Origin of the sequence: Marinimicrobium agarilyticum DSM 16975, assembly GCF_000423345.1 — a bacterium.
Classification (GTDB): domain Bacteria; phylum Pseudomonadota; class Gammaproteobacteria; order Pseudomonadales; family Cellvibrionaceae; genus Marinimicrobium; species Marinimicrobium agarilyticum.
Genome location: NZ_AUHU01000006.1, coordinates 177015 through 199169, shown reverse-complemented (window position 1 = coordinate 199169; position 22155 = coordinate 177015). Strand labels below are relative to the sequence as shown.

Here is a 22155-nt window from a genome sequence, read left to right as displayed (position 1 = left end):
GTGTTACTCCAACTCTGTTTTTTAGCCGCCGATCATCGCCAAATGCTTGGTGGCGCCGGCGTTCTGTTCATGTAGGTGGTGGCTGTAGTCTTTGCCCTTGATGGCTTCTTGCAGGAAGGCCATGACGGGCTCGGGGTCATCCGACTGCAACAGGTGACGCAGGCTCTGGTGTTCATCGACAAACAGGCACAGGAACAACTGCCCCTGGCTCGAGACCCGAAGACGGTTGCAGGTGGCACAGAAGTCTTTGCTGTAAGGCATGATCATGCCGATGCCCCCGGCGTAGTCCGGGTGCCAGAACTCCCGGGCGGGGCCCGAATCCCGACCGCGCAGGCGCTCCTGCCAACCTTCGCGGCGGAGTCGATCGATGACGACATCGCCGCTGAGATGATGCCGGTCAAAGAACTCGGGATTGTCTCCGGTTTGCATCAGCTCAATCATCCGAAGCGTTATGGGCCGCTCGCGCACAAAATCCAGAAAGTCGTCCATGGCATCGTCGTTGTAGTGTTTCATCAGCACACTGTTGACTTTGATGCTGGGAAGGCCGAGTTCAGCCGCCCGGTCCAGTCCTTCGAGGATTTTCTGAAGCTTGTTGTGCCCGGTAATCATCTTGAATTTGGCGTGGTCCAGGCTATCAATACTGACGTTGACCGCATCCAGGCCGGCGGCATACCAGTCGTCCACATCCTTCGTCATGCGGTAGCCATTGGTTGTCAGCGCGACGGTCTCGATCCCGGGGGTCTGTTTGCACAGAGCGATGATGTCCGTCAGGTCTTTGCGCAGGGAAGGTTCGCCGCCGGTAATGCGGATTTTGCGCATCCCCAAGCGGGCAAAGGCGGTCACCAGCCGGCGGATTTCATCCAGCGACAGGTCGTGGGCCCGGGCCTCGGGGCCACAGTCGGTGCCCTCGGGCAGGCAGTAGTCGCAACGAAAGTTGCAGACTTCGGTAATAGACAGGCGCAGATAACTGAAGCGCCGATCAAATGTGTCAGTCAGCATAGAAACACCTTTCCAAGTACGGGAGGCGGCCCGGTTTCCCGAACAACCCTGGTTACCTCCATCCACCCGGTGGGGTGAGGGGCAACGGCCCGACGGCCTTAGCAAAATGCCTTAGGTGGCCGGGCTCGGTGTGAGTGTGTTGTTAAGTCTAGCGCAAAAGTGCCCCGTTTGTTTATGGCTCCTAGGTATAACCCCGGCTACCTCCCTATGGGTACGTCGTCCATTTGATACACGGATGTTGAGCCAAATCAAGCACTTACTCTCAGTGTATCGTTAGTATGCCTACGTTTTTACCCACGAATACGCCCGTTCCCAGAGGATTCTTGCTCAATGCGCCAGCCCAACGCCGCTCCCGAACTCCTGTCCCCCGCTGGTAGCCTGCGCGCGATGCGTCTGGCTTTCGCCTATGGCGCCGACGCCGTCTATGCCGGGCTGCCCCGGATGAGCCTGCGCGTGCGCAACAACAGCTTTGATCCGCAAGCCCTGGGCCTGGGCATTCGGGAGGCTCATGCCCAGGGGAAGCGCTTTTACGCCGTGACCAATATCGCACCGCACAATAACAAGGTGCGCACCCTAGTCAAACATCTGGCGCCGTTGATCGAAATGGGGCCAGACGCGCTGATCGTCTCCGACCCCGGCGTCATCTGGTTGGTAAAGAAGCACTTCCCCGACATGCCCATGCATTTGTCGGTCCAGGCCAACACGGTGAACTGGGCGGCGGTCGAATTCTGGCGGGAGCAGGGCATCGAGCGGATTATTCTATCCCGGGAGTTGGGGATCGAGGAGATCGGAGAAATTCGTGAGCAGGTGCCGGAGATGGAGCTGGAAGTGTTCGTCCACGGCGCGCTTTGCATGGCCTATTCCGGCCGTTGCATGCTCTCGGGTTACTTCAACCACCGGGACCCGAATCAGGGAGCCTGCACCAATGCCTGCCGCTGGAAATACGAAGCCACGCCCGCCCGGGAAAACGAAATAGGGCAGTGGGAGCCGGTAGTTCTGGAGGATAAAACCCGCCCGGGAGAGCTGATGCCCATGGACGAGGACGAGCACGGCAGCTACATCCTGAACTCCAAAGACCTGCGTGCTGTGGAGTACGTCGAGCAGCTCACCCGAATGGGTGTGCACTCGCTCAAGATCGAGGGGCGTACCAAGTCACCCTACTATGTAGCGCGTACGGCCCAGGTCTACCGGCGGGCCATCGATGACGCGGCGGCGGGCACGCCGTTTGATCCGTCGCTGCTGGGCGAGCTGGAAGGTTTGGCCAATCGGGGGTACACCGCCGGACTGCTGGACCGACATGCGCGTCCGGAATCCCTGCAGAACCTGGAGCGTGCGCACCACAACGGTGCTCAGCAGTGGGTCGCCGAGCCCAAGGCTCGGGTTGGGGACTGGTATGAGGTGGAAGCCAAGAATGGCTTTTCCGTGGGTGAGCGGTTGTACTTGCTGACCCCCGAAGGCAAGTACCCGTTTGAATTGACCGCCCTTGAAGACAACGCCGGGAGGCCGATAGCGCGTGCCCCCGGCTCCGGCCACCGCGTCCGCCTGCAGCTCCCGGTCGATTGCGACCCGGAGACCGCTTTGTTGGTGAAAACCCTGACCGATCCGCCTTACGTGTGACGACCTCATATAACCATTTCGAATGACCTCTCAATACCGCTATTAAAAACGCTTGCTTTTAAATTACGAAAAGTTTCGTAGAATAATTACGAAACCTTTCGTAATTAGGGGCGCCGCCATGTCAAAGCCGACCCGTTCAACGCCGACCCGCTCAGAGATGCAGATATTGGAGCAGCTCTGGCAGTGCCATGAAGCCACGGCCCAGACCATTCACGACGCGTTGGGGGGCGAGCGCTCGGTCGGCTACACCGGCACGCTCAAGCTCATGCAGCTGATGCACCAGAAAGGATTGTTGGGGCGGCGCCGGGAAGGTCGCAGTCACGTTTACTACCCACTGGTGGACGAGCAGAACACCAAAGCGTCGTTGCTGAGCACCTTTATCGACACCACCTTTTCGGGGTCCGCGAGCAGCTTATTGATGCATCTGCTGGGCAATAAAAAAGTGTCCCGAGAAGAGCTGGATGAAATACGGGACTATCTCGATCGGATTGAGGAGGACAAGTCATGAACTGGCTAACCCAATGGTTGGGTGAAGCGTTTGTATTCGCCCTGGGGTGGACCTTGTTGCATTCCCTTTGGCAGGGCGCCCTGGTAGCGGCGGGGCTGGCGCTGTTACTGGCGGCCAGGCCCCGGTGGTCCTCCAATGCCCGTTACTTGAGTGCGGTGGTGGCACTGGCTGTTGTCCTGATAATGAGCGCGCTGACTTACAGTCGCTATTACCTGATGGTCGAACTGGCTCTGGCGGAGTCGGCCACGGTGCCGGAGCCAGTGCTGACCGACTCCGGCTCGCTATTCTCACCGGCGGTGTGGGCCGGCTGGATCAATCGTCATATGTCGACCATTGTTCTACTTTGGATGCTGGGTTTCGCGCTGTTTATGGCCCGCTATTGCGGTGGTTTACTCTACTGCCACCGGCTGAAAAATCAGCTCAGCGAGCCCGCACCGTCGTACTGGCAGGCGCGAGTCGATGGGTTGGCACGGAGCATCGGCGTGCGCGGGGCCGTGGTATTAAAACTCAGTCGACGCCTGGCGGGGCCCTGTGTGGTCGGTCACCTCAAGCCGGTGATTCTGTTGCCGGTGGCGCTATTGACGCAAATGAGCCGCGACGAGCTGGAGGCGATCGTGCAGCACGAATTGGCCCACATTCGGCGCAATGATTATCTCGTAGGCCTGATTCAGAGCCTGATCAAAACCCTGTACTTCTTTAACTGGCCCGTGCTTTGGATCAGCGCGCAGATTGACCGTGAGCGGGAAAACGCCTGCGACGATATCGCTGCTGACGGTTGTAAAAGCCGGATCTTTTACGCCGAGACCCTGGCCCGCTTCTCCGCGCTGACAATGGACCCCTCGGCTTCCAATGATGGAGGACTTATCATGGCTGTAAACGGAAAACACCATCACCTGCTTGCCCGGATTCAGCGCTTGTTCGAACCGACGGTTTCAACGGCTCGCCCCTTTGAGGGATTGCTATCGAGCGTACTTCTCGTCGTCCTGGGACTGTTTTTAAGCGTGCACTCCCAGGCTGAGGACCAATACCCCGATATTAAAACCCTGGATGATGCGTCGGTGGAAAGCCTGATTGATACCTTCCGGTCACAATTGATGGATTCCGAAGACGAAAATCACTTTGTTACCACTTTGGTTCCCACAGCGGATTATCAGGCCCTATCGGAGGAGGAGCGGGAGGCTTTTATTCGTCACTTTAAAGCCTCTTTGTGGGAGAGGCATTCCCGAGATAAAAAGCCGATGCCGTTCTATGACCACCTTAATGAGGAAGAGTGGTTGGAGGCGCGGCGAGTGATGTTCCAGGAGGATTTCGACCACTTTATTCGCGCCCTGAAGGGGGAGCTAAAAGTACTGGAAGCGCAAGAGGCACGGCTTCCCGGTGAGTCTCAACCGATACGCTTCACGCACTTTGAGGGTGGCCGAATGGAGTCGGAAATTCCGGTTAGTGCCGTTCGATTCCTGTTGGCAGAGCCGAGTCAAGCCGTGAAAGCTGGGCCTTTTTTACTGCGCGCTTTGAAGGACAGCAGCCTGCTCCTTACTCTCAAACTGGGGGAGCAGGTGAGCGAGCTGGCCACTGCGCGCCGGATTACTAGTGATGATTTCTCAGGTAATGGCGCTCTTGCCGGAGAAATGCAGCACTTCGCATTTAATGGCGACCCTGAGATGGGCCAGGTTTGGTCTTTCGCCGCCACGGATGATTTTTACCAGATGTGGCTGAGCCAACAAGCCGTCAATTCCTTGCTGAAGGGAGAGAATTCAAAAGGGTTCAGCGCGCTGTCCGGTTATCGAGTCAGTCGCGAGGGCATGCTGGAAGTCGCGTTTGACCCGAAGCCTGAGCAATACCTGAACAGTCGGTTGATGAACTTTATGGAGAGCAAGAAAATGCCCCATGTGGAAGAGCGTGACAGGGAGCTCGAGGACCTGCTTTCCAAGCTGCCCAGCGACTTGCATCAATACCTTTACCAAGAAGAACATCTGAAACGTCACTTTAAAGCCTGGTCTTTAAAAACCGGGGTAGAAATGAGCGATCGCATGGAGCGTCTATATCGTACGGTGTTTCAAAAGGCTCGCGTTGAGTTTTTACTGGATGCAGTACGTGATTCGGAGCGTGATGCGCTTGAGATGGCTCATAGGTCCATCTCGGTCTGGGCCAATGAGGTAAGTTGGGTCAATATTTATCCCCTTCACAAGGACGATCCCGAAAAGCTGTTTGATTTGATTGTTGAGGACCAGACCGTCACTGAGGCAGTCGCTCAGGTCGCCGAAGTATGTGAGGGAATTGAACTCCCGGAAGGCCATGAAGTGGTAACGCAGCCGGTGTCGCTGTATGGCTATGAAACCCACTGCGAGCAGTGGCCGGGGGTTTTTGATCAGTTGGTGGAAAACCATTCCGATCTTGTCGCTCGTTAGTTCAAAGGCTAAACCCTAGCGCTTTTCCCGGGGCAAGCCCCGGGATTTTTTGTCTCAGGTCATGAATCGGTCAAAGGGAATGACGGTCACGGACTCGCCGGCCTCCACTTTGCCGCGCTCGGCTTCCAGAACGGCATAGGCGTTGGCGCCGAGGAAGGAGGTGAGTACGCCCGAGCCCTGGGCGCCGTTGCTGTCCACCCGGTTTTCGCCGTCCACGTAGCGCAGTGTTGCGCGTTGGAAGTCCTGCCGGCCGGGGCGTTTCTTGTAGCCGCTGGCGGCAGTGGCGGTTAACTGCAGAAGCGGTTGCGGTGCTTCGCCGGCCATGGTGCGCAGGATTGGTAGGGCCAGCTGGTGCAGGGTCACCATGGAGGACACCGGGTTGCCGGGCAGGCCGAAAAATACCGCTTCGCCCAGGTGACCGAAGGCGAAGGGTTTGCCGGGTTTGATGGCCACTTTCCAGAAACCGATTTCGCCCAGTTCGCCCAGAATGTCTTTCACATAATCCGCATCGCCCACGGAGACGCCGCCGCTGGACACCACCGCGTCCGCCTCGGAACCGGCCCGCTCAAGCGACGCCCGGATCACATCGGGCTGGTCGGGAATCAGGCCCAGGTCCAGAATCTCCACGTTCAGACGCTGGAGAATGGCGATCAGCCCATAGCGATTGCTGTCGTAGATGTGGCCGTCTTTTAACGGTTGCCCCGGCGGGGTGAGTTCATCGCCGGTGGACAGCACGGCGACTTTCAACCGACGTTTGACGCTCGCCTCCGCCAGGCCGAGGGAAGCCAGTAGCGCGATATCCACCGGGCCGAAACGATAGCCTGACGGAAAGACTTCCTGGCCTTGGGTGATGTCTTCCCCCGCGCGGCGAATGTTCTCGCCTTCTGATGGGGCTTTCAACACGTGAACGGTGCGATCGTTCACCTCGGTATTTTCCTGCATCACCACCGCGTCGGCGCCGGCGGGAATTGTGGCTCCGGTGGTGATGCGCACGCATTGGCCCGGTTGCAGTTCGCCGTCGAACCGGTGGCCGGCCAGGGACTGGCCGACCAACTCAAGTGGTTGTTCGGCATCTTCCGCGCGCAGGGCGTAGCCGTCCATCGCGGAGTTGTCGTAGCCGGGCACATTAAAACCGGCGTGTACCGGTTCGGCGGTGACCCGGTCGAGCAGTTCGGGTAGCGGCACGATCTCGGTGTCGGCTACCGCCTGCACCGCGACTTGCATACGGGCAATGGCATCTTGTACCGGAATCAGTTGAGGTTCATCGCAGCAGGCCATCAGTCACTCTTTTCCTGGTTGATCATCCACACGGCGGCTTCCACGCGCGAGCGCAGCCCCAGTTTCTTCAGCAGGTGTTTGACGTGCACTTTGACGGTGCCGTCGGAAATATCCAGCTCGCGGGCGATGAGTTTGTTGCTCAACCCTTTGGCGATCAGTTTGAGAATTTCCAGCTCGCGTCCGGTCAGGCTTTCAAGCTTGGCATCGTTGTTGGGTTGGGGTTTGCGGATGGCGGTGGCCAGGGCCTGGGTGACCGCTTCGCTCATCACCATTTTGCCTTGCAGGGCTCGCTCGATCTGATTGAGTAGCTCTTCCGGCTCCATATCTTTAAGCAGATAGCCATCCGCGCCGCGGGAGATGGCGGCGATCACATCCTCGTCCGCATCGGAGACGGTGAGCATCACGATCCGGGAAGTCACGCCGACGGCGCGCAGTTTTTCCAACGTTTCCAAGCCATCCATTCCCTGCATGTTCAGATCCAGAAGAATCAGGTCCGGGTCCAGCGCTTCTCCCAGCTTCAGGGCTTCGGCGCCGCTTCCCGCCTGGGCGACGATTTCCAGATCATCGGACAGCTCGATCAGTTGTTGCAACCCTTTGCGCAGCAGGGGGTGGTCATCCACCAGCATGATACTGGCCGCGTCTTGGTTCATGGTGGTGTCTCCCAAGTGTTTAACGTCGGGGCATTGTCGGCGGCTGTCGTCGCTTTGGCAAGCGCCTGGCCGGTCCTAGCGCATGGGGGCCGGGCGCGCAAGCGCTCCTCAGGGGTACCTACATGGGGGTGGGTGAGCCGGGGTTTGTATTGCCAAGGGAGCATTGAGCCCAGCGCAACCGAAACGCATAGTAGGCGCTATTACGTTCGCCAGGCGAGCCAACACCCGAGCATCGGTGCCGTATTTTATGCGCAGCCCTCCGCTGTCAGTTCAAGCCAGCCGTCCTCCGTCGGAAGCGACTCCCGGTGCCGGCTCAATTCGCCTGCCGGTCGGATGGCTGACCGGAGCGCTGCTGTGCGCCTTCGGAATCTGGATGTTGCCTTCGGTGGTGATGGTCGTGTTGGCCCAGACCCGTTCGGATCTGAGTATGGCGGATCTTTTGACTCTACTGGCGCTCACCGGTATGTCGGCGACGGCATTGCGGCTGACCTTGGGTTTTTGGCTACAGGCGCGGTTCGGGCCCGCCCTGGTGTTCTGGGCGCTGATTGTGCTGATGTTGGTCAGCCTCGGGGTGGCTGGACTATTGGCGTTTGGCGAGGCCTCCGGAATGGCGCTGGCCGGGTTGAGCGTCATGGTGGGGCTTGGCGGTGGAGGTTTGGCGGCATTGAGCGGCCCGGGAGCGCTGCCCGACGAGGAAACCCAGTATGAGCTGGAAACCGCGTCGCTGGTGGGGCACCTGGGGCTGGTGTTGACCTTGCTGTTGGTGCCTTATGCCCTGATGTGGCCCCTGGCGGGGGTGCCCGGCGTACCCTTGCTGTCGGGGGGGAGTCATTTTTTGGGGCGGCTCGACGCCGGCACGCCGGTATGGCTCGGTTGGCCCGGCGTGCTCTGGACCGGCATCTGTGCGGCGTTACTCGGTCTCTGGTGTCTGGTGGGGCGCGGGGGCGTGTCTCTCAAGATGCCCCAATGGCGAGGTGCTCTGTTGGCCGTGGTACTCGGCCTGTTGGTGTCGGCGCTGGGGGCGGCCGTCATCTTGCCCGACTCTCTCGGTGGGCGGACGCCCGCGGTGCCGGTTGAAGTGATACTGCCGGTGCTACTGGCTTTGTGTGTCTTGGTCATTCTGGGCCTGACGCCCCCCGCCCAGCGCTCTCGGGTGACCCAGTTGTTGGCCCATCGCCACCTGTGGGTGATGAGTGCCTTGTGGGTGGCCAGCCTGGGTACCTTTCTGGGGCTTACCCTGGTCTTTCCTTTGCTGACCTCGATGCTGTTCCGGTTGCCGGGAGAGGGGGCGGTGCTTTACTCCGGGGTATTCCTGTATGCCTGGATGCTCCCAATGGCGGCCATTCTGATGCGTCCTCTGGGAAGCTGGGCGGCGCGTCGTTGGAGCGGTGTTCGGATCGCTGCGATCGGAACACTGTTGCAGATGGTGTGGGCCGGTTGGTTGTACGCCGTACTGGTGCGCATCGGTCGTTCGGATTACCCACCGGATGAGTTGACGGCTTATCTGTTGGGAATGGCCGGTCTGTTTATGGCGGCGGGGTTGAGTCATGCGGCGCTGGTCCAGGCCTTGCCCAAGGTGTTTCCGCCCTTGTTGCGCCCCGGTGCCAGCGTCTGGTTGATGTCGGTGGCGACCCTGGGTATGGCATACATTCCGTTGGCCCTGGTCCGCGCTTTGAGCAATGACGCCGTGCACCAGGCATTTCTGGGGTTTGCGCTGTATTACTTCCTCTGCGCATTAGTGGCGGCGGCTCTCTATCTTCGTCGGCACGCCTCCATCTATAACCCTTAAGTCTTGAGGCCACAGGTTCAAGCTACCCCTTCAGGGGTAGGAGGTGGTGCCTAAACGGCTCAATAGGCAGGGCACGCAATCACTCCTAGTATGAACGGTGTACCCCTATAAGTTGTCGGGTTAATTCACTGGAGATGCCTCATGCTAGATGCCAGCGCCATTGCCCCCCGCGATCAGCGGCGTGCGCTTTTTCTTTCCACCTTTGCGTTCACGTTGTGTTTTGCGGTCTGGACGATTTTTTCCATCCTTGGTATTCAGATCAAGCAAGAGCTCGGGTTGAGCGATACCCAGCTCGGTTTGTTGATGGCCACACCGATTCTGTCCGGTTCCATCAGTCGCTTGTTTCTCGGCGTGCTGACCGATCGTTTTGATGGGCGCTGGGTGTTTGGCTTGCTGATGATCACCACCGGGGTGGCGGTCCTGCTGGTGAGCATGGCGCAAAATTATTACTTGCTGTTGTTGGCGGCGCTCGGCGTGGGCTTGGCCGGTGGCTCGTTTATCGTAGGGGTGGCTTACACCTCGGCCTGGTACCCGGCGGGGAAGCAGGGCACGGCGCTGGGTATCTTCGGCGCCGGTAATGTGGGCTCGGCCATCACCAACTTTGGCGCGCCTTTTTTGCTGTTGGCGCTTGGGTGGCAGCTCACCGCGCAAGTGTATGCGGTGGTGATCGCCCTGATGGGCGTCGGCTTTATTCTGTTTGCCAAAGCCGACCCGGGCCTGGCCAAGCGCCGTGCCAATATCACATCGCTCGGACAGCAGTTGGCCCCCTTGGGGGACATTCGGGTTTGGCGCTTTGCGCTGTATTACTTTTTCGTCTTCGGCGCGTTCGTCGCCCTGGCGTTGTGGTTGCCCCATTACCTGATGGAAGTCTACGGGCTGGGCATTGCCGCGGCCGGTATTCTTACCGCGCTTTACACCATTCCGGCGTCATTGTTTCGTATTCTCGGCGGCTGGATGTCCGACCGTTACGGCGCTCGCCGGGTGATGTACTGGACGCTGATTGCGTCGGTGATCTGTTGTTTCCTGCTCAGCTATCCGCCCACCGAGTACCGTATTCTTGGGGTTGATCGCACGGTGGAATTCAGCTTTCAGTTGACTCTGCCTGCCTTTGTGACGCTCACGTTTATTCTCGGGTTTTTCATGTCGCTGGGTAAGGCGGCGGTGTTCAAGCACATTCCCGTTTACTATCCCACACACGTGGGGGTGGTGGGTGGCATTGTCGGCATGATCGGGGGGCTGGGTGGTTTCTTTCTGCCGTTGACCTTCGGCATGCTCAATGATGTGATCGGTATCTGGCAAAGTGCCTTTATGTTGTTGTTTGTCATTGCCGCAGCGGCATTGGTCTGGATGCACTACGCCATTCGTCTGGCGGAGCGGCATGAGTGGCGTTCGGGTCGGGACGTTACCGACTTGCCGGAGTTCTCCACCCCCGATGCGTTTGTGTTGGAAGACTGGCGCCCGGAAGATACAACCTTTTGGGAGGAGAAAGGTAAAAAAATTGCCCGGCGCAATTTGTGGATTTCCATTCCCAACCTGTTTCTCGCCTTTGCGGTCTGGTCTATCTGGTCCATTCTGGTGGTGAAGCTGCCCCAGCTCGGCTTCCCTTACACTTCAAGCCAGTTATTCTGGTTGGCGGCACTGCCGGCGTTGTCCGGTGCGACGTTGCGTATTTTCTATAGCTTTATGGTGCCGATTTTTGGCGGCCGACGCTGGACGGCCATCTCCACGGCTTCTTTGCTGCTTCCCTGTCTGTGGCTGGGTTTTGCATTGCAGAACACCGACACCTCCTATCTGGTCATGCTGATTCTCGCTCTGCTGTGCGGGTTTGGGGGTGGTAACTTTGCGTCCAGTATGGCGAACATCAGCTTCTTCTTCCCGAAGGCAGAGAAGGGGGGAGCGCTCGGGCTCAATGCCGGTTTGGGTAATCTTGGGGTGTCGGGAATGCAGTTGATCGCACCACTGGCAATCGCCGCCAGCGTGCTCGGTCCTTTTGGTGGCGACCCCATGGTGGTTCAGTCCGGCAATGCGGCGGGGGAGTCTCTCTGGATTCAGAACGCCGCCTTGATCTGGGTGCCGTTTATCATCGCCGCCGCCATTGCCGCGTGGTTTGGAATGAATGACATCGCTTCGGCAAAATCCTCATTCAGTGATCAGGCCATCATTTTCAAGCGCAAGCACACCTGGTTGATGTGTTGGCTGTATCTGGGCGCTTTCGGCAGCTTTATCGGCTTTGCCGCCGGGTTCCCCTTGTTGTCAGGCCTGTTGTTCAAGGATGTGGACCCGACTAAATACGCCTTTATCGGCCCCCTGCTCGGCGCCTTGGCCCGACCCGCCGGCGGGGTGATTGCCGACAAACTCGGCGGCGCCCGGGTTACTTTGTGGGTGTTTGCGGTCATGATTGCCGGCGTGTTTGGCGTGATGCACTTTTTGCCGGACGAGGGCAGTACCGGCAACTTCTGGGGATTCTTCGGGATGTTTCTGGTGCTGTTTATCGCCTCCGGGGTACTCAATGGGTCCACCTTCCGCATGGTGCCGGTGATGTTTATGACCCTGCGTCAGCGCGCGCTGGGCAATAATGAGCAGGCGGAAACGGAGGGTAATCGCGAAGCCGCCGCGGTACTCGGTTTCATCTCCGCCATTGCGGCCTACGGCGGCTTCTTTATCCCGAAGGCCTACGGTACGTCGTTTGATATGACCGGCGGTGTGGCTGCAGCCTTGATCGGTTTCGTGGTGTTCTATGTTACCTGCCTGTTGGTCACTTGGTGGTATTACGCCCGGCGTGGCGCCGAGGTGCCCTGTTGAGGTGATGGGTTTATCGTAGGAGGCCCACAACAACGTCTCCCCTTGGTGCGCAAGAGGAGACGTTGTTTTTTTAACTGACTGTCAGGTCGGTATTTTTGAGGGGGATATTGCGAATGCGCTTGCCGGTTGCTGCGAAAATTGCGTTCAACACCGCCGGTGCCGCTACCGCGATGGTGGGTTCGCCCACACCGCCCCAGAAGCCGCCGGAGGGCATGGTGATCACTTCCACCTTGGGCATATCTTTGAGCGTCATCACTCTATAGGTGTTGAAGTTCTGCTGCTCAATACGCCCGTCTTTCACCGTCGCTTCGCTATAGAGCAGGGGCGATAAACCGTAGACGAACGAGCCGGCCACTTGCGCTTCCACCTGTTGGGGGTTGATGACATGGCCCGGGTCGGTCGCGGCCACAATGCGGTGCATCTTCACTTCGCCATCGGTAACCGACACTTCCGCAGCGGCCGCCACATAGCTGCCAAAACCTTTCACCTGGGCAATGCCGCGATAAATGCCTTCCGGTGGTTTGGTGTCCCAGCCGATACCCTTGGCGGCGGCTTCGAGCACCGCCAGGTGCTTCGGGTGGTTGGCCATCAGCTTGCGACGAAACGCCAGCGGGTCCTGGCCGGCGGCGTGAGCCAGCTCGTCGATAAAGCTCTCCAGATACAGGGCATTCTGATTCAGGTTGACGCCCCGCCAGAAGCCCGGGCGGATGTGCGGGTTGTGCATGGCGTGGTCGACCAGCAGGTTGGGAAACGAGTAACCGAGCGCCATGTCGCCTTCGGGATCCAGACCCTGGTACGCCACCGGATCGCCATTGTCGCCCATCGCCTGGGGCATGGCGTAGGCCATGATCGACTGACCGGAAATGCGCATATGCAGTGCCTGGACGTTGCCTTCATCGTCCATGGCCGCACGTAGACGACACTGGGTCACCGGATGGAAACGGCCCTGCAGCATGTCCTCTTCCCGCGTCCACATCAGCTTGATCGGCGTGTCGGGAATCTGCTTGGCGATCAGGGTGGCCTGTCGTATATAGTCCGTGGCCGCGCGGCGACCAAAGCTGCCGCCGATGCGCATCGTGTGGATTTCGCAGACGTCCTGCGGCAGTTCCGCCGCTTCGGCCAGGGCCGCCAGGGCCGCTCCTGGCACCTGGGTCGGTCCCCACATCTCGCAGCCGTTCTTGCGCCAGCGCACGGTGGCGGCGAGCGTCTCCATCTGGGCGTGATTCTGATAGGGATAACTGTAGTCGGCTTCGATGACCTGCTCGGCGTTGGCCAGAGCGTCTTTGGCATCACCCGCCTGATTGCCGACAAACGAGGTGTCCGCGGTCAGGCCCTCGCGCAGCTTTTTGGCGATACTCTCGCTGGAGACTTTGGCGTTGTCGCCTTCATCCCACTCGATCGGCAGGGCTTTCAAGGCTTTCTGGGCGCGCCAGAAGGTATCCGCGACCACCGCCACGGTTTCGTCATCGACGCGCACCACCTGCTTGACGCCGGGCATGTTCTTGACCTTCTCAGCGTCGAAACTTTTCAGTTTGCCGCCGTGCACCGGGCAGGCCTTGGGTACCGCCACCAGCATACCGGGCATGGAGAAGTCCACGCCGTACACCAGGGAGCCGTCGAGTTTGTCCAGAGTGTCCAGCCGCGCCTTGTCCTTACCGGCAATGCGCCAGTTTTTAGGGTCCTTGAGGATGATGGACTCGGTCTTGGGCGGCTCGATGTCATTGGCCGCCTTGGCCACGGCGCCGTATGTGGTGGTGCGTCCGCTAGGCTCGTGAGTGATCACCCCTTCGGAAACGCGGCACTCACTGGCGGACACCTGCCACTGCAGGGCGGCGGCCTCGGTCAGCATCATACGTGCGGAAGCGCCGCCCTGACGCAGGTACTCGTGGGAGCCACGAATCGCCGTCGAGCCGGCCGTGAACTGACTCCCCCAGGCATTGTCGCGCTCGCGGTTCTGGCCCGGTTTCACCAGGTCGAAGTCGACCTTGTCCCAGTCGCACTCCAGCTCCTCGGCCACCAACTGCGCCAGGCCGGTCAATGAGCCCTGGCCCATTTCCTGACGGGCGATACGGATCAGCACCGTCTCATCGGGCTGAACCACCACCCAGGCGTTCACCTCGGGCGAGTTTGATTGCGCCAAGGCCGATTGGCTGAAGGGCACCGAAAAACCAAATACAAAGGCGCCGGCGGCGGCACCGCTGCCTTTGAGAAAACCCCGGCGGGTCAGATTGATGGCGCCTTCAGAGTGCGCGTTGGTTTCAGACTTGTTCATTGGAACCTCCGGCCTTCTGGTTGGACGCCATGCGCTGGGCCGCGAGCTTTACGCCCTCAAGCACCCTCGGGTAAGTCCCGCAGCGGCAGATGTTGGTGATTTCGCTCTGGATCTGTTCATCGGTGGGGTTCGGGTCCTGTGCCAGCAGCGACGAGACTGCCATGATCATACCCGGCTGACAGAAGCCGCACTGGGCCACATCGATCTCGGCCCAGGCGTCCTGCACCGGGTGAAATTGCTGCACTCCAAGGCCCTCAATGGTAGTGATTTTCTGAGTCTCGCTCACGGCGCTGATGGGCAGTACGCAAGAGCGTTGCGCCACGCCATCAATGTGCACGGTGCAGGCCCCGCACATGGCGATGCCGCAGCCGTATTTGGTGCCGGTGAGGCCTAGCTGTTCGCGTAGCACCCAAAGCAAAGGGGTGTCGTCTTCGACATCGACCTCAGATACCTGGCCGTTGATGGAGAGTTTCATGGGCGGCTCCTGAATGTGTGATCAATCGTGGTTCTCGTTCTGGTTCTGGCTTTGGGGCGGCGGTGGCCTAGGCTTCGCGCGCAAACACGCCGGCCTGGCGCAGGCAGTCCGGTGTAAAGGAGAACTCCACCCGCGTGCCGCCTTCGGCACGGTTGGCGATGACCACGCGGCCGCCGAGGTTTTTACTGCGCTCCTGCATAATAGCCAAACCGTAGTGATTCAGCTTTTCGGGGCTTTCCGGGATGCCCACACCATCATCGTCGATAAAAACGGATACTTTGTTGTGCCGGCGCTCAATGGAGATGTCCACGCGCTGGCCCTGACTGTGATGCAGAGCGTTCTGTGTGGCCTCGCGCACGATCTGCAGCAGGTGAATTTCTTCGTTGGGGGTTAATGGCAGGCTCTCCAACTGATAGTTCAGCTCAATGCTCATGTCGGTCTGGTCACTGAGTTGCTGCACGCTCATTTGCAGCGCGCCGAGTAGCCCAGGACCATCGACCTTCAGCCGGAAGGTGGTCAAGAGTTCACGCAGTTGACGGTAGGCCGAGCTTAGTCCTTCTTGCAGTTCGTTGGAGACATCCTCCAGGGTTTTCTTGTCGTCTTTGGCCAAGGCCCGGTTCAGGCGGGTGACCTGGATTTTCAGGTAGGACAGGGCCTGCGCCAGGGAGTCGTGCAGCTCCCGGGCAATAACCGTGCGCTCGTGGGCGAGTGACAGTCGTCGGGCATTGTCTTCCTCGGCCTGTAGGCTCAGCGCCATGGCAATCTGGTCGGCGATGGACTGCAGGAGCTGTTGCTGCCAGGCGGTCAGGGTTTCGCCCTCGCCCATGCGGCAAACCAGTACCCCGTAATGGCGCTGCTCCCGGTTCATCGGGAAGCTGTAGCGGTATACCGGATCTGGTAAGCCTGTCTCCTTGGCATTGGTCAGCAGTTCACCGCTCAGGCAATCGCCGCAGTTGCGGGTCATGCACAGGTCGTAGTCGCTGTTTTCGGGTTTGACTTGCCGGTAGGGGTGGTCGCCGGTGTCGGTAATCAGGCACAGTTCCAGGTCGTCGACCTGGGCGACTTGCGCGGCGCGGCTGATGATGGGCTGGAAGTCGATGCCAGCGGTTTCCTGCTCAATAATGGTCTGGGCGGTTTCGTAGAGAAACTCCAGCGTGGTGTTGCTGCGTTGCAGCTCCCGGGTTTGTTGCTCGATCTGGGATTCCATCTGGCCGTGGGCGTGGGCAATGGCCCGGCTCATCTGATTGAATGACTCGGCGACGGCGCCGAGCTCATCCATAAACCGGGGTTGCAGCCGATACTGGTAGTCCCCCTGGCTGATGCGCTGGGTGACCTGTTGCAGCTCATTCAGCGGGTGTTCGAGTCGACGGTGCAACCAATAGGCCACAATGGCCGCCAGGGCGAGAATGGCGAACATGGCGAGCACCTGAACCAGCCGCAGCAAGGCGGCGTTGCGCTCGGCGTGGTTCTGTAATTGACCGACGAAGGCGTTGAGCTGCTCGACAAAGCGATCGGTGGCCGCGATTCGCTCGGCCGGAGTCATCTCGGTAAAGGCCTCGTTCAAAGCCTTCCACTGAGCCTGCGTGCTATCGAGTTCCGCTGCCAGTTGGCTGTTGCGGTGACGCAGGGCGTCAAACAGCGGGTGTGCCCAGGTACTCTCCAGCCGTGCACGGGCGCGCTCACGCTCTTCCTCGGTGGCCGCAGGGTTATCCTCCAGGGCCAGAAGGCGATAGGTATGCATGCGCAGGGAGCCGGCCAGGTTGATCGCATGGGCATCACTGTCAGCCCGGTCCGAGAGCCAGTAAGAGGCGGCCATGGTCATGGCGGCCAAGGCGACAATGCCCGCGAGCGCGAGCTTGATACTGAGAACCAGGGAAGTGGTACGCATAGGTGGAGCCGTTTGAATGTGTCGGCCGGGGCCTAACCCCCTGGCCGACCGCCGAATGGGACGGATCAGGCGCTGACTTTCTCCAGCGCCTGATCAATGTCCGCAATAATATCATCAATGTGCTCAATACCAATGGACAAGCGCACCAGGTCGGCCGAGACCCCCGCCGATTTGAGCTCCTCTTCATTGAGCTGGCGGTGAGTGGTGGTCGCCGGGTGGCAGGCCAGGGATTTGGCGTCGCCGATATTCACCAGGCGCAGAATCATCTGCAGCGCGTCGATAAACTGGGCGCCCGAGTCTTTCCCACCTTTGATGCCAAAACTCAGGATGCCCGACGCCTGGCCGCCACTGATCTTCTGGCACAGGCCGTTGTAGGGGCTGTCCGGCAATGCCGCGTAGTTCACCCAGTTGATTTTGGGATGCTGCTTCAGGTGCTGGGCGACTTTCAGCGCATTTTCGCAATGACGCTCCATACGGATTCCCAGTGTCTCCAGACCCTGCATGATCAGAAAAGCGCTGTGCGGTGCCAGTGCCGAACCCGTGTTGCGCAGCGGTACTACTCTGCAGCGGCCGATATAGGCGGCTTCACCCAGGGCTTCGGTATAGATCACGTTGTGGTAGGAGGGGTCTGGCTCATTGAGCATGGGGAAGCGCTTTTTGTTCGCGACCCAGTCGAACTTGCCCGAGTCCACAATAACGCCGCCCACGGTGGTGCCATGGCCACCGATGTATTTGGTGAGCGAGTGCACCACGATATCCGCCCCGAAATCGAAGGGCTTACACAGAAAGGGGGTCGCCACGGTATTGTCCACGATCAGAGGAATGCCGTGACGGTGGGCGATATCCGCCAGCGCCTGGATATCCACGATATTGCCCGCCGGGTTGCCGATGGACTCGCAGAACAGCGCCTTGGTTTTGTCGTCGATCAGGCTTTCCATTTTCTCCAGATCATCGAAGGAGGCCATGCGCACATCAATGCCCTGGCGGGGAAAGCTGTGGGCGAACAGATTGTAGCTGCCGCCGTACAGTTGGCTGGTACTGACGATGTTGTCTCCGGCATCGGTAATACACTGAATGGCGTAGGTGATAGCCGCCATGCCTGAAGCCAGTGCCAGGGCCCCGATGCCCCCCTCCATGGCCGCCATGCGCGCTTCGAGCACCGCATTGGTCGGATTCATGATCCGGGTGTAAATGTTGCCCTGCACCTTCAGGTCGAACAGGTCAGCCCCGTGCTGAGTGTCATCAAAGGTGTACGAGGTGGTCTGGTAAATCGGCGTTGTTGCCGCATGGGTGGTGGGCTCGGGCTCGTAGCCGCAGTGTAATGCCAGTGATTCAAGTTTCATGGGGTTTCTCCGAACCAACAGCGTCTGGACGCCGGTATTTTTGATGTTTTGGAACCATTAACTCTATCACATCCGTGAATGAAAACAGCTCGCAAAAACCCCACGCCTATTACGGGATACCCACGATGAACTTGGGGGCGGAAAAGTTCGCTTCTGCTCGAAAGTGAAAAGTAAAGATATCAATAAAATCAAAGGGTTATCGTATTTCCGCTCTACCAAAAAGGGGGTAGAAGTGGGCATTTTCACAGCTTGGAGGCCAGTGGCGGACCCGCGGATTTTTACGCACTATGAACGGGTGAAATTGTTACCGAGCAATGTCCGGACCTGGGCATTGCCATAGCCTCTGTTCAGGAGTCCGCGAATGAGTCACCTTCTCGATAAGTTGCGCTACTTTCAAGCGCAGCGAGAACCTTTTGCCGAAGGCCACGGCGTCACTACCGATGAAGATCGCCAGTGGGAGCGAGGCTATCGGCAGCGCTGGCAGCACGACAAAATTGTACGCTCCACCCATGGGGTCAACTGCACCGGTTCCTGTAGCTGGAAAATCTACGTGAAAAACGGTCTGGTCACCTGGGAAACCCAGCAGACCGATTACCCGCGCACGCGTCCCGACCTGCCCAACCATGAACCCCGGGGCTGTCCGCGCGGCGCCAGCTATTCCTGGTACATCTACAGCGCCAACCGCCTGAAGTACCCCAAGGTACGCCAGTCACTGATGAAGCTCTGGCGCCAGGCGCGTCAGGAGCATACCGACCCGGTCCGGGCCTGGGCCTCCATCGTGGAAGATCCGGCCAAGGCAAAAAGTTACAAGTCCCGCCGAGGTTTGGGCGGCTTTGTACGTGCCCACTGGGATGAGGTGAATGAAATCATCGCCGCCTCCAACGTCTACACCGCCAAGACCTATGGCCCGGACCGGATCAATGGCTTCTCGCCCATTCCGGCCATGTCCATGGTCTCCTATGCGGCGGGCTCGCGTTATCTGTCGCTGATTGGCGGTAACTGCCTGAGTTTTTATGACTGGTACTGCGATCTTCCTCCTGCGTCACCTCAGGTGTGGGGCGAACAGACCGACGTGCCGGAATCCGCCGACTGGTACAACTCCTCCTACATCATCTGCTGGGGTTCCAACGTGCCCCAGACCCGGACCCCGGATGCCCACTTTCTGACCGAGGTGCGTTACAAAGGCACCAAAGTGATCAGCATCACGCCGGACTATTCCGAAGTGGCCAAGCTCACCGATCAATGGTTGGCGCCCCGGCAGGGTACCGACGCCGCTTTGGCGATGGCTTTTGGCCACGTGATTCTGAAAGAATTTTACGTCGACTCCCAGAGTGAGTACTTCACGAATTACGTGAAGCGCTACACCGATATGCCCAATCTGGTCATTCTGGACGAAGAGGGCGGCCGTTTGCAGCAGGGTCGTTTCCTGCGGGCGGCGGACCTGGTGGACAACCTGGGTGAAGAAGCCAACCCGGACTGGAAAACCATCGCCATCAACAGCGACGACCAGCGCCTGGTCAGCCCTAACGGCTCCATCGGCTATCGCTGGGGCCGCCCGGAGGGGCAAACCGGACGGTGGAATCTGGAAAATCGCGACGGTCTCACCGGTGATGAGGTTAACCTGCAGCTCTCCCTGAAAGGCAACAGCGATGATGTCGTCGATGTCGCCTTCCCGTATTTCGGTTGCAAGGAGCACGACTACGGCTACTTCCAGCACACCGAACACACCGAAGTGCAAATGCGCAAAGTCCCGGCCAAGCGCGTCAAATTGGCGGATGGGCGAGACGTATTGGTGGCCACCGTGTACGACCTGACCCTGGCCAACTATGGGGTGGACAATGGTCTGGATGATTCCAACTGTGCCCAGAGCTTTGACGATGACAAGCCCTACACGCCCAAATGGCAGGAGCGCATCACCGGCGTCAAACCCGAGCATGTAATCCGTGTCGCCCGTGAGTTTGCCCGCACCGCAGATAAAACCCACGGTCGCTCCATGATCATTGTCGGCGCCGGCATGAACCACTGGTTCAATATGGACATGAACTACCGCGGCTTAATCAACATGCTGATGATGTGTGGTTGCGTTGGCCAGAGCGGTGGCGGCTGGGCGCACTATGTGGGCCAGGAAAAACTGCGCCCCCAAACCGGTTGGCAGCCCCTGGCTTTTGGCCTGGACTGGCAGCGCCCGCCCCGGCAAATGAACGGCACCTCGTTCTTCTATGCGCACTCTGATCAATGGCGCTACGAAAAATTGAACATGAGCGACCTGGTCTCTCCTCTGGCGAAGAAGGAAAAGTGGCAGTCGAGCATTCTGGATTACAACACCCGCGCTGAGCGTATGGGCTGGTTGCCGTCCGCGCCTCAGTTGGCCACTAATCCGCTCAAGTTGGCGGAAGCCGCGAAGGCTGCGGGTAAGGACATTAAAGACTATGTGCGCGAGCAATTGGTGAATGGCGAGTTGAAGTTTGCCTGTGAGGATCCGGATGCGCCGCAAAATTTTCCGCGCAATATGTTTATCTGGCGTTCCAATCTGCTGGGTTCCAGCGGCAAGGGTCACGAATACATGCTGCGTCATTTCCTGGGCACCAAGCATGGCCTGATGAACAAGGATCTGGGGGAAACCGGCGAAGCCAAGCCCGAAGACGTTACCTGGCGCGATGAGGCGCCGGAAGGAAAGGTCGACTTGTGGGTGACATTGGATTTCCGTATGTCCACTACCTGCCTGTACTCCGATATCGTTCTGCCGACCGCCACCTGGTACGAAAAGAACGACATGAACACCTCGGATATGCACCCCTTTATCCATCCGCTGACCGAGGCGATTGACCCGGTGTGGGAGTCGCGCAGCGACTGGGATATTTTCAAAGGTATTGCCAAGAAGTTTTCCGAACTCACCAACGGACACCTTGGCGTGGAGCAGGATGTGGTGACTACGCCCATCATGCATGACTCGCCGGGAGAAATGGCGCAGCCCTACGGTGTAAAAGCCTGGTGGAAGGGGGAGTGCGAGGCCGTGCCCGGGGTCACCATGCCCAACATCAATGTCGTGGAACGGGACTACCCCAACACTTATCACCGCTTCACGTCGCTTGGCCCCTTGATGGACAAACTGGGCAATGGCGGCAAGGGTATCAACTGGGATACCAAAGAAGAGGTGGAATTCCTCGGAAAGCTGAATCGCGTACACCATGAAGAGGGAGCCAACAAAGGTCGCCCACGGATTGAGTCGGCCATTGATGCCTGCGAGGTCATTCTGTCGTTGGCTCCGGAAACCAATGGCCATGTGGCGGTAAAAGCCTGGGATGCACTGGGCAAGATTACCGGTCGGGATCACAAGCATTTGGCCTTGCCCAAAGAGGAAGAGAAAATCCGCTTCCGCGACATTGTCGCCCAGCCGCGCAAGATCATTTCCTCGCCGACCTGGTCGGGGTTGGAAGATGAGCATGTGTCCTACAACGCGGGTTATACCAATGTGCACGAACTGATTCCCTGGCGCACGATCACCGGTCGGCAGCAGTTCTATCAGGATCATGAGTGGATGCTCGATTTCGGTGAGCAGCACTGCCTGTACAAGCCGCCGGTCAACCTGAAGACCGTTGAGCCGATTCTCAATCAACGCAGCAACGGCAACAAAGAGCTGGTGCTCAACTGGATCACTCCGCACCAGAAGTGGGGCATTCACAGCACCTACTCGGACAACCTGCTGATGCAGACGCTTTCTCGTGGTGGCCCGATTGTCTGGCTGAGCGAGAAGGATGCAAAAGCCGCGGGTATTGAGGACAACGACTGGATCGACGTGTTCAACGTCAACGGCGCCATCGCCTGTCGCGCGGTCGTCTCCCAGCGGGTGCCTGAAGGGATGAGCATGATGTATCACGCCCAGGAGCGGATCATCAATACGCCGGGATCAAACCTGACCAAAACCCGCGGCGGGATTCACAACTCCGTGACCCGTGCGGTGATGAAACCCACCCATATGATCGGTGGCTACGCCCAACAGGCTTACGGCTTCAACTATTACGGCACCGTAGGCTGTAACCGCGACGAATTCGTCATTGTCCGCAAGATGGATAAAGTGGATTGGCTCGAAGAAGACGAGCAGACCACTGACAGCCTGGCTAAGTGA

13 protein-coding genes and 1 riboswitch are annotated in these 22155 nt (G+C 59.0%); of the genes, 6 read left to right on the top strand and 7 right to left on the bottom strand.

What is annotated here, in order from left to right:
• Positions 1–21 precede the first annotated feature (21 nt).
• Entirely contained in the window at positions 22–999 is a 978-nt protein-coding gene (gene moaA, locus G547_RS0108045) for a GTP 3',8-cyclase MoaA (protein ID WP_027329416.1), read from the bottom strand.
• Positions 989–1142: riboswitch (molybdenum cofactor riboswitch) on the bottom strand. (Overlaps the previous gene by 11 nt.)
• Before the next feature lie 187 nt (positions 1143–1329).
• Between moaA and trhP the strand changes: the two genes are divergently transcribed.
• From trhP to G547_RS0108030, 3 genes are all read left to right on the top strand, one after another.
• Positions 1330–2616 carry a prephenate-dependent tRNA uridine(34) hydroxylase TrhP gene (gene trhP, locus G547_RS20620; protein WP_036187667.1) on the top strand — a complete coding sequence of 429 codons (1287 nt, stop codon included), beginning with the start codon at positions 1330–1332 and terminating at the stop codon, positions 2614–2616.
• A 118-nt stretch (positions 2617–2734) separates the two neighbouring features.
• Positions 2735–3124 (top strand): BlaI/MecI/CopY family transcriptional regulator, encoded by a 390-nt coding sequence (locus G547_RS0108035; protein ID WP_027329415.1) that lies wholly within the window; start codon positions 2735–2737, stop codon positions 3122–3124.
• Entirely contained in the window at positions 3121–5532 is a 2412-nt protein-coding gene (locus G547_RS0108030; protein WP_027329414.1) for a M56 family metallopeptidase, read from the top strand. Before G547_RS0108035 ends, G547_RS0108030 begins: the two co-directional genes overlap by 4 nt.
• Before the next feature lie 54 nt (positions 5533–5586).
• On the opposite strand, the gene moeA is transcribed toward G547_RS0108030, so the two are convergent.
• On the bottom strand, positions 5587–6810 hold the full coding sequence (gene moeA, locus G547_RS0108025) for a molybdopterin molybdotransferase MoeA (protein WP_027329413.1): 1224 nt from the start codon (positions 6808–6810) through the stop codon (positions 5587–5589).
• Positions 6810–7460 carry a two-component system response regulator NarL gene (narL, locus tag G547_RS0108020; RefSeq protein WP_027329412.1) on the bottom strand — a complete coding sequence of 217 codons (651 nt, stop codon included), beginning with the start codon at positions 7458–7460 and terminating at the stop codon, positions 6810–6812. Before narL ends, moeA begins: the two co-directional genes overlap by 1 nt.
• Before the next feature lie 247 nt (positions 7461–7707).
• Between narL and G547_RS0108015 the strand changes: the two genes are divergently transcribed.
• Positions 7708–9249 carry an MFS transporter gene (locus G547_RS0108015; RefSeq protein WP_027329411.1) on the top strand — a complete coding sequence of 514 codons (1542 nt, stop codon included), beginning with the start codon at positions 7708–7710 and terminating at the stop codon, positions 9247–9249.
• Positions 9250–9390: 141 nt separating this feature from the next.
• Positions 9391–12051, top strand: coding sequence for a nitrate/nitrite transporter (locus G547_RS0108010; RefSeq protein ID WP_027329410.1), 2661 nt, complete (start codon positions 9391–9393; stop codon positions 12049–12051).
• A 70-nt stretch (positions 12052–12121) separates the two neighbouring features.
• On the opposite strand, the gene G547_RS0108005 is transcribed toward G547_RS0108010, so the two are convergent.
• From G547_RS0108005 to G547_RS0107990, 4 genes are all read right to left on the bottom strand, one after another.
• Entirely contained in the window at positions 12122–14323 is a 2202-nt protein-coding gene (locus G547_RS0108005) for a xanthine dehydrogenase family protein molybdopterin-binding subunit (protein ID WP_051235054.1), read from the bottom strand.
• On the bottom strand, positions 14310–14798 hold the full coding sequence (locus tag G547_RS0108000) for a (2Fe-2S)-binding protein (RefSeq protein ID WP_036187666.1): 489 nt from the start codon (positions 14796–14798) through the stop codon (positions 14310–14312). The genes G547_RS0108005 and G547_RS0108000 overlap by 14 nt, the downstream gene beginning before the upstream one ends.
• 67 nt (positions 14799–14865) lie before the next feature.
• Positions 14866–16686, bottom strand: coding sequence for a histidine kinase (locus G547_RS0107995; RefSeq protein WP_027329407.1), 1821 nt, complete (start codon positions 16684–16686; stop codon positions 14866–14868).
• Positions 16687–16751: 65 nt separating this feature from the next.
• Entirely contained in the window at positions 16752–18029 is a 1278-nt protein-coding gene (locus tag G547_RS0107990) for an O-acetylhomoserine aminocarboxypropyltransferase/cysteine synthase family protein (protein WP_027329406.1), read from the bottom strand.
• Between the two features lie 361 nt (positions 18030–18390).
• Here G547_RS0107990 and G547_RS0107985 point away from each other — a divergent pair, with 361 nt between their 5' ends.
• Complete coding sequence (locus tag G547_RS0107985) at positions 18391–22155, top strand: nitrate reductase subunit alpha (RefSeq protein ID WP_027329405.1); 3765 nt, start codon at positions 18391–18393, stop codon at positions 22153–22155.

Excerpts from the sequence above, each read along its gene's own strand:
- G547_RS0107990 (WP_027329406.1), bottom strand. The coding sequence starts at position 18,029 with ATGAAACTTGAATCACTGGCATTACACTGCGGCTACGAGCCCGAGCCC.
- G547_RS0108015 (WP_027329411.1), top strand. The coding sequence starts at position 7,708 with ATGCGCAGCCCTCCGCTGTCAGTTCAAGCCAGCCGTCCTCCGTCGGAA.
- G547_RS0108035 (WP_027329415.1), top strand. The coding sequence starts at position 2,735 with ATGTCAAAGCCGACCCGTTCAACGCCGACCCGCTCAGAGATGCAGATA.
- G547_RS0108030 (WP_027329414.1), top strand. The coding sequence starts at position 3,121 with ATGAACTGGCTAACCCAATGGTTGGGTGAAGCGTTTGTATTCGCCCTG.
- moaA (WP_027329416.1), bottom strand. The coding sequence starts at position 999 with ATGCTGACTGACACATTTGATCGGCGCTTCAGTTATCTGCGCCTGTCT.
- narL (WP_027329412.1), bottom strand. The coding sequence starts at position 7,460 with ATGAACCAAGACGCGGCCAGTATCATGCTGGTGGATGACCACCCCCTG.
- G547_RS0107995 (WP_027329407.1), bottom strand. The coding sequence starts at position 16,686 with ATGCGTACCACTTCCCTGGTTCTCAGTATCAAGCTCGCGCTCGCGGGC.
- G547_RS0107985 (WP_027329405.1), top strand. The coding sequence starts at position 18,391 with ATGAGTCACCTTCTCGATAAGTTGCGCTACTTTCAAGCGCAGCGAGAA.
- G547_RS0108000 (WP_036187666.1), bottom strand. The coding sequence starts at position 14,798 with ATGAAACTCTCCATCAACGGCCAGGTATCTGAGGTCGATGTCGAAGAC.
- G547_RS0108010 (WP_027329410.1), top strand. The coding sequence starts at position 9,391 with ATGCTAGATGCCAGCGCCATTGCCCCCCGCGATCAGCGGCGTGCGCTT.
- trhP (WP_036187667.1), top strand. The coding sequence starts at position 1,330 with ATGCGCCAGCCCAACGCCGCTCCCGAACTCCTGTCCCCCGCTGGTAGC.
- G547_RS0108005 (WP_051235054.1), bottom strand. The coding sequence starts at position 14,323 with ATGAACAAGTCTGAAACCAACGCGCACTCTGAAGGCGCCATCAATCTG.
- moeA (WP_027329413.1), bottom strand. The coding sequence starts at position 6,810 with ATGGCCTGCTGCGATGAACCTCAACTGATTCCGGTACAAGATGCCATT.